The 11,606-nt window shown below is 59.6% G+C and carries 12 protein-coding genes; 5 read left to right on the forward strand and 7 right to left on the reverse strand.

All coding sequences use genetic code 11. From position 1 onward, the window contains the following. The first annotated feature begins 78 nt into the window (after positions 1-78). Positions 79-555, forward strand: coding sequence for a single-stranded DNA-binding protein (locus tag FDQ92_RS09355; protein WP_137424449.1), 477 nt, complete (start codon positions 79-81; stop codon positions 553-555). Between the two features lie 175 nt (positions 556-730). Here FDQ92_RS09355 and tatA read toward each other — a convergent pair whose 3' ends face one another. The 7 genes from tatA to rimO form a co-directional block, all read right to left on the reverse strand. Continuing rightward, positions 731-952, reverse strand: a complete 222-nt coding sequence (gene tatA / locus FDQ92_RS09360) for a twin-arginine translocase TatA/TatE family subunit (protein ID WP_137424451.1) — start codon at positions 950-952, stop codon at positions 731-733. 25 nt (positions 953-977) lie between these two features. Beyond that, on the reverse strand, positions 978-1,382 hold the full coding sequence (locus FDQ92_RS09365) for a hypothetical protein (protein WP_137424453.1): 405 nt from the start codon (positions 1,380-1,382) through the stop codon (positions 978-980). 108 nt (positions 1,383-1,490) lie between these two features. After that, on the reverse strand, positions 1,491-2,798 hold the full coding sequence (gene hemA, locus FDQ92_RS09370) for a glutamyl-tRNA reductase (RefSeq protein ID WP_137424455.1): 1,308 nt from the start codon (positions 2,796-2,798) through the stop codon (positions 1,491-1,493). Positions 2,799-2,807: 9 nt separating this feature from the next. Beyond that, on the reverse strand, positions 2,808-3,629 hold the full coding sequence (gene ccsB, locus FDQ92_RS09375; protein ID WP_137424457.1) for a c-type cytochrome biogenesis protein CcsB: 822 nt from the start codon (positions 3,627-3,629) through the stop codon (positions 2,808-2,810). After that, a complete protein-coding gene (locus FDQ92_RS09380; protein ID WP_170180272.1) occupies positions 3,611-4,306 on the reverse strand; it encodes a precorrin-2 dehydrogenase/sirohydrochlorin ferrochelatase family protein in 696 nt (231 codons plus the stop codon). Before FDQ92_RS09380 ends, ccsB begins: the two co-directional genes overlap by 19 nt. A 190-nt stretch (positions 4,307-4,496) precedes the next feature. Further along, positions 4,497-5,516, reverse strand: coding sequence for a polyprenyl synthetase family protein (locus tag FDQ92_RS09385; RefSeq protein ID WP_246041646.1), 1,020 nt, complete (start codon positions 5,514-5,516; stop codon positions 4,497-4,499). A gap of 128 nt (positions 5,517-5,644) precedes the next feature. After that, a complete protein-coding gene (rimO, locus tag FDQ92_RS09390) occupies positions 5,645-7,060 on the reverse strand; it encodes a 30S ribosomal protein S12 methylthiotransferase RimO (RefSeq protein WP_137424461.1) in 1,416 nt (471 codons plus the stop codon). A 649-nt stretch (positions 7,061-7,709) separates the two neighbouring features. Here rimO and FDQ92_RS09395 point away from each other — a divergent pair. The 4 genes from FDQ92_RS09395 to aprB all read left to right on the forward strand — a co-directional run bounded on the left by FDQ92_RS09395 (position 7,710) and on the right by aprB (position 11,591). Continuing rightward, entirely contained in the window at positions 7,710-8,780 is a 1,071-nt protein-coding gene (locus tag FDQ92_RS09395) for a lytic transglycosylase domain-containing protein (protein ID WP_170180273.1), read from the forward strand. Positions 8,781-8,980: 200 nt separating this feature from the next. Continuing rightward, entirely contained in the window at positions 8,981-9,163 is a 183-nt protein-coding gene (locus tag FDQ92_RS09400) for a hypothetical protein (RefSeq protein ID WP_137424465.1), read from the forward strand. Between the two features lie 581 nt (positions 9,164-9,744). Then, positions 9,745-10,977 (forward strand): sulfate adenylyltransferase, encoded by a 1,233-nt coding sequence (gene sat / locus FDQ92_RS09405; RefSeq protein ID WP_137424467.1) that lies wholly within the window; start codon positions 9,745-9,747, stop codon positions 10,975-10,977. 167 nt (positions 10,978-11,144) lie between these two features. After that, positions 11,145-11,591 (forward strand): adenylyl-sulfate reductase subunit beta, encoded by a 447-nt coding sequence (gene aprB, locus FDQ92_RS09410; protein WP_137424469.1) that lies wholly within the window; start codon positions 11,145-11,147, stop codon positions 11,589-11,591. The last annotated feature ends 15 nt before the right edge of the window (positions 11,592-11,606 follow it).

An 11,606-nucleotide genomic window follows, 5' to 3' on the forward strand; every position in this document is an offset into this window, starting at 1 on the left:
ATATGTTGGTAAGAACGCCGGCCGGTGCGAAGGTGACGCCGGCGGCCCGCTTGTACCCTGGGGCAGGAGGGGAAGCGCATGGCAGGAACGGTCAACAAGGTCATTCTCATCGGACGCCTGGGTTCGGATCCCAATCTTCGTTACACTACCGGCGGAACGGCGGTGGTGCAGCTCAGCGTCGCCACCAACGATAGGGTGCCGGCGGGCGAAGGCAATTGGGAGGAAAAAACGGAGTGGCACCGGGTGGTGGTGTTCGGAAAAAACGCGGAAAACTGTGCCAACTATCTGGCCAAGGGACGGCTGGTCTACGTGGAGGGACGACTTCAGACGCGCCAGTGGGAAGACAACCAGGGGGTCCGCCGCTACACCACGGAAATAGTGGCCCGCGAGGTGGGTTTCCTGGGCGGCGCCGGTGACTCCGCGGGAAGCGGTGCGGCGAAGGCTCCGCAGGGTCCCCCGAAGAGCGCCACCGGTCAACGCAGCGCCGCCCCTCAACAGAGCCCCGAAGAGCTCCCGGAAATGTCGGGTCCTCCGGATGACGACATCCCCTTTTGACCGGTCTGTGTCCGCAAACGAAAGGTTCCGGCCCGAAAACCGCCGGCGCCCAGCGCCGACATTCGGGTCGATCCAAAGGGCCCGGTTTCCTGTTCGTTGAAGCAGAAAAGCCTCTCGACTTCGGAGAGGCCCTTCTGGGTTCGAAGCGGCGCAGCGACGGCTGCGGCCGAAAGATTCAGGTCTTGCCCTTTTCGCTTTCGGAGTTCTTGGCCTCCAACTGCTCGACCGCCTGCGCCTTCTTTTCCGGTAGTTCCGGTTCCTCGGTGGTGGCCTTCTTGAAGTTTCGTATCCCCTTGCCCAGGCCGGCTCCGATCTCCGGGAGCTTTCCGGCTCCGAAAATGATGAGCACAATGACCAAGATCACCAGCAATTCAGGCATTCCGATTCCACCGATCATGTGATGGCTCCTTTTTGTTCCGGTCCTATTGGCCGAGCAATGCTTCGACTTCCTGAACGAGCTGGAGGAATTCCTTGGAGCGTCGATAGTCGTCGAGGCTTTTCTGGTGTTCCAGCCAGCTTTCCCAAACCCTCATCCAAAGGTCATTGTGCCAGTAGTACTTCGGATGAGCCGTCTTGCCTTCCACGCGGGCCCGGTATTCTTCATATTCTTCCCGGCAATTGCTGCAGAACAAATACGGGCCGGCGTACGTCCCCGTTTGCCCGCGGTCCTGGGTGTCGAGCTGTGCACCGCATTTGGCGCACTTGAACATGCACCGGGTGCACTGGAAGATCTTGCGAAGCGCCTCGATCTTTCGCTGTCGCTCCGTGGTGTCGCGTTCGGACTTGAGGTCCAGGGAACGCTTCCCGAATTCGATGATATCGGCCATGGGTTGCTCGCAGTTTTACTATAGGATTCAGTAAGTTAGTATCCAGTAACATGTGATCCCGGCGGAGTCAAGTGAAGAAGCGATGCCGGGCGGAACCCCCTTCGGGTCTCAGAGGAGTTCCTGCGAAGGCTCAGCCACATCGGAACCGTTTCCATCGGAAAGGTTGAACAGCTGCTGCGTGAAATCCACGTACAGCTTTTTGCTCTCCCTGTGCGATTTCTTTTTCAGAAAGAGGATCGGGTCATGAAGAAGCTTTCGGACGATGGCTTCGGTCAGCACGGTCACGGCTTCACGCTGACGATCGTCCAGGTCTTCCAAGTGGGCGAACGTCTTTCGCAGTTCGGCCTCGCGAATGGTTTCCGCCTTCCTCCGGAGCGCGATGATGGTCGGAACCACTTCCAGCGTTTGAAACCACCGCTGAAAGCTGACCGTTTCCATATCGATGATGTGTTCGGCCTTTTCCGCTTCTTTCAAGCGTTCGCCGCGATTCAGGTCCACGATGCCCTGAAGGTCGTCGATGTCATAGAGATAGACGTTGTCCAGTTCGTTGATCCTGGGGTCGATGTCTCGGGGGACCGCGATGTCGATGAGAAAGAGAGGCCGGTTCCGTCGTTCTCTCATTCTCGGGCGAACGTCCTGCAGGTTGAGGATGGTTTCGGGTGAACCCGTGGACGAGAGCACGATGTCCACTTCCTTGAGATTATCAGCGACTTGAGAGAACGGGATGGTCCCGGCGTTGAAGCGGCGGGCCAGTTCCATGGCTCGTTCAAGGGTGCGGTTGGCGACCTTGATGCGCCGCACTCCCTGAGCCAGGAAATGTTCGGCGGCCAGTTCGGCCATTTCGCCCGCGCCGATGAGGAGCACGCTTTTTCCTTCGAGAGTTCCAAAAATCTTCCGCGCGAGTTCCACGGCCGCGTAACTGATGGAAACCGCGTAGGCTCCGATGAGGGTTTCCGAGCGGACCCGCTTGGCCACCGAAAAGGACTTGTGAAGGAGTCGGTTGAGGACCACGCCCACGGAGCGGTGGACCGTGGCTTCGCGGTAGGCCGATTTGATCTGGCCGAGGATCTGCGGCTCCCCTACCACCATGGAATCCAGGCTCGAAGCCACCCGAAAAAGGTGCCGGACGGCCTCCATGTCTTGAAAAACATAGAGATGGGGTTCGACGTCCAGGAGCGGCTGACCGAGGTGCGCGTTCAGGAGTCCTCGAACTTCCTGGATCGCCCCTTCAGGCCGGACGCTCGTGAAAAGAAACTCCACGCGGTTACAGGTGGACAGAAAAAAGATTTCATCCACATGCCGGAGCCGGGTGCGAAAGGCCACAGGGTTCGATCTCTGGGCGCAGGCGGCGGTCAGCCGCTCGCGCACTTCAACCGGTGCTGTCTTGTGATTCATGCCCATCAAAACGATATGCATGGTCTTCACTCACCTGATGAAAACAGTATGGTGGCCCTTGAAGACCAGATTAACGCCGAGGAACGTCACCAGCACGGCCGAGAAGCCGAAAATGGCCAGCCATGCCGCTTTGCGGCCGCGCCACCCTACCGCCAGCCGTTCGTGGAGCAGCACAGCGTAGATGCACCACGTGATCAGCGCGAAGATCTCCTTGGGATCCCAGTTCCATGGGGACCGCCACACGGAGTTGGCATAGATGAAGCCGGTGACGAGCCCGGCCGTCATCAGCGGAAAGCCGGCAAGGAGGCAGAAACGCCCGATCCGGTCCAGGCGATCCAGCGACGGGAGGCGGCTGAAGAAAAGACCGAAACGCTTCTGCTTGATCTCCCGTTCCTGCAGGAGGTACATTACCGCTGTGCAGAAGGCCACGGCGAACAACGCGTTGGCGGAAAAGAGCGAGATCACGTGGATTGTCACCCAGGTGCTCCGCAAAATGGCGTTGGACGGCAGGATGGTCTCCGGGAGGATCCGGCTCGCCAGCATGAAGACAACCGCCAAAGGCGAGACAAAGGTCCCCAGGATGCGCAGGCCGATCCGCCCCTGGATAATCAGGTAGACCACCACCAGGAGCCAGGAGAAAAAGGAAAGCGCTTCCGAGCTTCCCGTGACGGCCAGGTGGCCCCGGTCCACGGAGCGCAACACGATCGCCCCGCCGTGAAGAACCGCTCCGGCCAGGAGAAAGGTCCAGGCCGTCCGGTGTACCCCGTCCTGTTCTCTGAATAGATAAACCAGGTACCCGACGGTCCCCAGGGCATAACAGATCGTCGCCAGGATCAAGAAGATGCTTTCCATGCCTCATCCCAAAGGGCGGCCGCTTCCTGGCGGCTCAAGTGGGGTCCGCAAACCTCGGCGGTTTTTTCCAGCGCCGTCTGAATGTCGTTTTGGCGGATCCAGCGCAGGAGCGGCAGATCCACCAGGGTCCTGAAAATCATCTGGTTTTCCGCGGAATCGTTGCTGCGTGACTGAACGGCCTGTCGCACCAAGCCCAGGAAGCGGAGCAGGATCTCCCATTCCAGGCCGAACTGGCGTTCCAGGTCCCGGCGCACTTTTCGGGCGAGAGCGGGGCTCACCCCGGAGGTGCTTACGGCCACGGTGAGCGGTCCCCGCGAAAAGGAAGACGGGACAATGAACGAGCCGCATTCCGGATCGGTGGCCATGTTGCACGGTACCGCCCTCTGCCGGGCGTCGCCGGCGATCCTGAGGTTGAGTGCCGGGTCGTTGGTTGCAGCGAAAGCGAGCATCACCCCTTCCAGGTGTTCCGGACTATAGGTCGATCCCACGTGGGAAATCGCCCCTCGATCCTTCATTTCCTCCAGCCAGGGCGTGAGCTCCCGGGAAACGATCCGAACGCGGGCACCGCTTTCGAGGAGACTTCGCACCTTGCGTTCCCCCACGCCGCCTCCACCCACCACAAGGCAGGTGCATCCGTCGAGGGAAAGGAAAATCGGGTAGCGGCGTTGCATTTCCATGGGTATTGAACGAGGAGCCCCTTCGCTGCCGAGTGACCATTCGGTGCTGAACGCCCCTCTTCTACCACGTTCGAGTGTTCTGAAACAAGGTGTCCGAAAAGCGGCCCTCCGTTCCGACGGCAGCCCAAAATGAAAAACCGGCCCGGTGAAGGCCGGCTTCGAAGGGGGCGGCGCTCTGGGGGGCGTGCCCTCAGGTCTTCCGGCAGAGCACGTAGTCGGCGATGTCCAGGAGAATACCCCTGCTGGGGTGTTCGGGGAAGATCGACAGGGCGGTCTTGGCCGTGGCGACATGTTCCAAAGCACGCTGCAGCGTGTATTCGATGCCTCCACTCCCATGGACGATCCTTCGGACCGTTTCGAATGCTTCGGGACTCGCCGCTGCGCTTCCGAATACCCGCTGGATCGTCCGGCGGTCTTCGGGTTTGGCGGTCCTCATGGCATGAATCAGGGGCAGTGTGGCTTTTCCTTCCCGGAGGTCGTTACCAACCGGCTTTCCCAGCTCATTTCGGTCGCCCATGTAATCGAGGGCGTCGTCGGTCAACTGAAAGGCGATTCCCAGGTGATGACCGTAATCTCCGAGCGCTTTCTCCTGGTCCGAGCTTCCGCCTCCAAAAATGCCGCCGATTCGGCAGGCCGCGCTCATGAGCACCGCAGTTTTACGCCGGATCACTTCAAAATAGCCCGGCTCGTCGATCTCTAGATTGTCGGAATGCATCAATTGCAGTACTTCCCCTTCGGCCATCCGGGTGGTGGTATCGGAGAAGACTTCAAGGATGCGCAGGTTCTGGTAGCCGACGGTCATGAGTACGGACTTGGAGTAAAGGAAGTCACCCACCAGCACGGCCGCCGGGTTTCCCCAGACCGTGTTCGCCGCAGGCCGGGCGCGCCTCAGTTCGGCGTTGTCCACCACATCGTCGTGAAGCAACGTGGCGGCGTGAAGAAATTCCAGGGAAACGGCGAGCGGGGCGTCGTGGTTTCCCTGGTAGCCGCAGAGCCGAGCCGAAAGCACCATGAGGAGAGGCCGGAGCCGTTTCCCGCCGCTTCCCATGATGTGGCGGCCGATCACCCCGATCAGGGGGATGCTGGAATCCAGATGCCCATGGAGTTCGGCTTCGATCCTTTCGAGGTCAGGACGAATTTGAGTGTAAATGCGTGCTTTCAGTGCAGAAGCTTCGATGGGGTCAACAGGGGTGGGGGCCGGTTCCGTCACGGTGAAGAATTCCGTTCCATTATGAAAGTGGCTTTCGATGTTTAGGGTGCGTCCCGTTTCTAACCCGTGAAGGCGCTCACACTCGATTCATAGCCGAAAAGGATAGAGGTGTCAAAACGATTCTGGAATCACAGTCTTGCCGCGGAAGGGTTCTCCGCCGCCTCCCCACGTTCGTCTGTGGCCTCCGCCACGAAGCCCTCCAGGTCGTAGTCGTGGCTTCCCGTGATGGTAATGTCCAAAATCCGTCCGACCTCCGCCGTCCCGCCCGTAATCAGGACCGAACCGTCCACCTCCGGCGCCTGGTGGGCGGTGCGGCCGACCAGGAGCAGATCCGTTTCCGGATGAACGCCTTCAACGAGCACAGGAACACGTCGACCGACCCAACGCCTCAGGCGCCTCCTGGAAATCGCCCGTTGGATCTCCATCAAGTCGCTGCGCCGGCGCTCGGCGGTCCTCCGCGAAACCCGCCCGGGAAAACGTGCGGCGAGACTCCCCTTTTCAGGCGAAAAGACAAAAACCCCCACGTGGTCGAATTGGGCCCGTTCCACGAAGGCGCACAATGCCTTGAATTCCTTCTTGGTCTCGCCCGGAAAGCCGACCATGAGCGAGGTGCGCAGCGTCGCCTCGGGCAGTTCACTGCGAATCAGTTCCACCACTTGTTCCACCGACTTGCAGCCACCGGACCGGTGCATGGCCTGGAGAATGCCGGGGGCGGAATGCTGAAAGGGGACATCCAGGTAAGGAACCACCTTCCGGCTCGCGTTCATGGTTTTGAGCAAGTCGGCCGTGATCCGTTGAGGGTGGGCGTAAAGGAGCCGCACCCAGCGGATGCCGGCGACCGCCTCGATTGCTTCGATGAGCCGTATCAAGCCGGCGGAATCATTCCGGTCGGACCCGAAGGCGGTGATGTCCTGGGCGATCAGGTTCACTTCCACGGTGCCCGCCTCGGCGAGGCTCGATATTTCTCGAACCACGTCACCGACGGTTCGGCTGCGGAAGGGTCCCCGAAGTTTCGGAATCAGACAGAAGGAGCAGCGGTTGCTGCAGCCTTCGGCTATTTTGACGTAGGCCGTGTGCCGGGCGGTGGCCCGTTCCTTCGGCGTTTCGGCGGTGAGCAGATACGTGGACCTGCGCAGATGGAGCCTCCGGCGCCCGTCTTCAAGGAACTGGCGGAAAAGCGATGCAAACTCCGCATACTGGGATGTCCCGGCAAAAAAGTCCACTTCGGGAAGAAGGTCCACCAGCTTTTTTCCGTAGCGCTGGACCATGCAGCCGACCGCCGCCAGATGCCGGCAGGATCCGTTCTTCTTGAAACGGGAAACGTCCAGGAGGGTTTCGATGGCCTCTTCCACGGCGCTTTCCAGAAAACCGCACGTGTTGACGACGATCAACGACGCTTCACCGGGATTCCCGCTCAGGCGGTATCCGAGGGCCGTCAGCTGATGAGCCAACACTTCGCTGTCCACCAGGTTCTTCGCACAGCCCAGGCTGATGAGGGACGCCTTGGGCGCGGCCTGATCAGCCGCCTTTTCAACTCCGGTCATAAAGACATCCCCTCCTGCGCAAGTGCGATTCCAGGAAGAAAATGTAGCGCCACCGTTGCCGGAACGAAGATAGCAACCGACGCGAAACGGACTCCCTTGGCCAAACGGTGGATCGCCATCATGACTTTATAAGATAACAAAGATCGGTCAACCTCGAAGAAAACTTCAATTTTGTTGTTACTATTTTACACGTCTTCGAGTATTCGGCAACCTCGAGGAACGACGCCACCTTAGAGGTGCAGGGGCGGGTTCGGCCACACGGGGGGCGGGACTGGAAAACAGCGTAAGAACCGTAAAGAATCCCAACGAGCTACAGAAAACGGCGTTCCGACCACTCGGAGTTCCTAGAATCATCTCCATGGAGCCGAAACGGGCCCATGTCTTGGTTGTCTCTTGGTCGTGAGGATTGTTAAGAACCCTTACCGGTTGGAGGTCGGCCCGCGGTTTCCTGAAACAGGCCAAGGTTCGAATCTGGGGCGGTTTCCGGCTAAGGTTTTTGCATCGCCTGTCACGGCGAGCGCCTGTCGGGTGTGCGGCGCGTCCATCGAATGCTGATGCGATGGATGCGACATGCCCTCGGCGTGCCTCGCGGTGCGCCGCCGGAACCTTTCGTTCAGGCAGGGATGGGAACCGGAGAGGGAGGTGGCTTATGACGGCTGCTCTGCGTAGCTGGGTCCAACGGCAACTGAGGCGGGCGGCTCTTACGGCCAACCAAAGAAAGATTTTGATATCGCTCGCTTTTTCGGCACTCCTCGGAGGTCTTGTCTCTCCTCCGCCGGTTCTGGCGGAGGATCTGCTGGTTGCAAGGACCGTCCCCATCGTGTCCAAGGAATACTTTGCACGACCTTCCCACGGGGACACCTTGATCCTGGCCTCTCTACCTTCCACGGAACCACCTCCCAGCGTCAGCAAGTACCGCGTCACCACCGACACATCGTTGGTCGATGCTCCATGGCGCCCGGAGATTCAGCGTTATGTGAGCATTTACAAGAATCGGGGCCGAAAGGGTTTTCAGGAATCTCTGGAGCGTTGCTGGGCGTATCTGCCGATCATGGCCGAGATCCTCCAGCGTTCGGGACTGCCGACCGAACTGGTTTACGTTCCGTTGGTTGAGAGCAGCTTTCGGAAAAAGGCGGAGTCTCAAAAAGGGGCGGCGGGTTTCTGGCAGCTCATGCCGACCACCGCCCAGGCCATGGGACTCCGTGTGGACGGCTGGGTGGACGAGCGGCTGGATCCCATCATGGCCACGGAGGCCGCGGCCCGCTATCTGAAGCTCCTTTACGACCGTTTTGGTTCCTGGCCTCTGGCGCTGGCCGCCTACAACGCTGGATCCGGCACGGTGCGTAAGGCCATACGAAGGCACCGCACCGACGATTTCTGGGAACTGAGCGCCAGGGGAGGACTGCCCCCGCAGACCCGTGCCTTCGTCCCCAAGATCTTCGCCGCGGTGTTGCTGGGGGCGAATCTGGAAGGGAACGGGTTCAGCCGGCCGCGTTATCTTCCCATTTTCGATCACACGACCATCCTGGTCCGCAAGCCACTCAGCCTGGTCCAAGTGGCCGGATGGATCGAGGGTTCGGTGAGCGACCTCAGGGCCCTTAATCCGTCCCTCAAGAGGGACCGCCTGCCTCCGAAAAAAGGCTATCGCCTGCGGCTGCCCACATGGGCCGTCACGAAGTTTCTTTCGGCGTATGAAAGTCATCTGAAGGAAAGGGGCTGACCGGTCCCGATGCCTCACGCGGCCGGGGCGGGGTGCAGGGCCGCTGAGGTTTGCTTTTTTTCCTGGAGAAGCGTCCGAGTCGCGCTATGGTCTTGCCGCTGCGCCCGCAGGCGGTTTTCGGGCGGCGGAAGGGTTGTGCTGCGCCTCAAAGGGGGGGTCGGGGACCGAGCCGAGCGGCCGATGGAAAGACGGTGGAATCCATGAGCGTGAGGGAACTGGCGGCCGAATTGTATCGGCAGATGAAGCGGGTGGAGGAGCTGGAACGGACTCTGGCGGCGCTTCCTCCGGGGGACGCCCGGCGGGAAGCGCTGGAAGGTGAACTTCGGGAAGCGCGCAAGGAACGGGACCAGCTGAAGCGGGCTTTGGAGGGATCCAAAGCGTAGGAGGCTGTCCGAGAACACAGAGTCAACGCTTCGGGGCAACGCAATTCCCTTCGTTCCCAAGCTCTGGCGTGGAAACGGCCTCATGGGAATCGAAGCTGGAGCTTCTGTACAGTTGTGTTCCCAAGCTGGAGCTTGGGAACAAGGTGGAGTTCTATTTCCCCTCCCCTTGTGGGAGGGGATTAAGGGGAGGGGAATGTAACTGATTGACATACATTCCCCAGTCGTTCCCAAGCTCTGGCGTGGAAACGGCCTCATGGGAATCGAAGCTGGAGCTTCTGCACAGTATTGTGTTCCCAAGCTGGAGCTTGGGAACAAGGTGGAAGGACCGGGACCAGCTGAAGCGGACCCTGGATGGATTCAATGCTTAGGCGTCGTCGCTCCGGCGGTTTTCGAACGGGGCGGGTCTCGGGGACGCGTTGGAAACAAAGGGTTTTCCGAGGACTTCCCAGTCCGCAATTGCGTAAAATTTCACTTGACAAGGGGTCCCGTCTCATTATAATCACCTTGCAACATATTGCACAAACTAGTGTCCCGCGCGAGGCGGAGAACGCTCAAAACAACATTACACAAGGAGAAGGGTCATGTCGAAGCTCGTACCTCCGCACGGAAAAGAAAGAAAGCTCAAACCCTTGTTGCTTGAAGGAGGAGCCCTTGCGGCTGAGAAGCAGAAAGCCGAAACCTTGAAAAAGGTTCCCATCACCAGTCGGGAAGCGTCGGATTTGATCATGCTCGGCATCGGGGCCTTCACGCCGCTGGAAGGTTTCATGGGCTACGACGACTGGAAAGGCGTGTGTGACAAGTACCTCATGGCCGACGGGACCTTCTGGCCCATTCCCATTACGGTTTCTGCGGACAAGGATTTGGCCGACAGCATCGGTGCCAACGAGGAAGTGGCTCTCTTCGACACGGAGAATAACGAAATCCTCGGCACGATGAAGGTCACTGAAAAGTACAAGATCGACAAAGAGTACGAGTGCAAGGCGGTTTTCTGGACCAACGACGCCGAAGGGCACCCGGGCGTGGCGAAGGTGATGGCTCAGAAGGAGATCAACCTGGCCGGTCCGGTGAAGGTCATCAGCGAAAGCTTCTATCCCACGCGGTTCAAGGAAATTTATCAGCGTCCCGCGGAAGCCCGCAAGATGTTCGACGAAAAGGGCTGGAAGACGGTCGCGGCCCTTCAGCTCCGGAACCCCATGCACCGCAGCCACGAATACCTGGCCAAGATCGCCATCGAAGTGTGTGACGGGCTCTACATCCACCAGTTGGTCGGGAAGCTCAAAGCCGGCGATATTCCGGCGGACGTCCGCGTGAAGGCCATCCAGGTTTTGGTGGACAACTACTTCGTGAAGGACACGGTTATCCAGGGCGGTTACCCGGCGGAGATGCGTTACGCGGGACCACGTGAAGCGCTCCTTCACGCCGTTTTCCGCCAGAACTACGGCTGCAGCCACCTGATCGTCGGCCGAGACCACGCGGGCGTGGGCGACTATTACGGCCCATTCGACGCGCAGAAGATCTTCGATGAGATTCCGGAAGGCGCGCTGGAGCTTCAGCCGCTCAAGATCGACTGGACCTTCTACTGCCACAAGTGCCTGGGCATGGCGTCCATGAGGACCTGCCCGCACGGCAAGGAAGACCGCTTGCTGCTTTCGGGCACCATGGTGCGGAAGACCCTTTCGGAAGGTGGGGAGCTGCCGAAGGAATTTTCCCGGCCGGAGGTGGTGAAGGTTCTCCAGGAATACTACCAGAGCCTGGAAGAGAAGGTGGAGATCAAGCTGCACGGCGCCGCCACCGGAGATGCCCTCAAGAAATAGCTGACGTCCCGCCATGTTTGAACGTTCGATATGGAGGCGCCCGCCCCGGTCGGGGAGGGCGCCCAGTCTCAGGAAAGGAGGTGCAAGGCGAGCTTCCGCAGCGGGGATTTGAGTGTACGGAAGACTTTCGTTGGATGTGAGGAGTGCTAACCTTAGGAGGTGGAACAATGCCAAGTTATGTGATTCTGGAAAAGTGCGACGGCTGCAAGGGGCAAGACAAGACGGCTTGCATGTACATCTGCCCCAATGATCTTATGGTTTTGGACAAGGAAAAGATGAAGGCTTACAATCGTGCTCCCGAAATGTGCTGGGAGTGCTACAACTGCGTGAAGATTTGTCCTCAGCAGGCCATCGACGTGCGCGCCTATGCCGACTTCGTTCCCATGGGTGCCTCCGTTGTGCCTCTGCGCGGTTCGGAAGACATCATGTGGACGGTCAAGTTCCGTTCCGGCCAGGTCAAGCGGTTCAAGTTCCCCATTCGGACGACGCCGGAAGGCCAGGCCAAGCCTTGGCCGGATGAGTGGAGCACGGGAACCGAAGATCTGAAGAGCCCGGTGTTGTGCACCGAACCGGCTTCGACTCTGGCTCCTCAACTTCCCACCTTAAAGAAGTAACCTTGAAGGAGGTGA

It is taken from the genome of Desulfoglaeba alkanexedens ALDC, from assembly GCF_005377625.1.
In the GTDB taxonomy this organism is placed as follows: domain Bacteria; phylum Desulfobacterota; class Syntrophobacteria; order Syntrophobacterales; family DSM-9756; genus Desulfoglaeba; species Desulfoglaeba alkanexedens.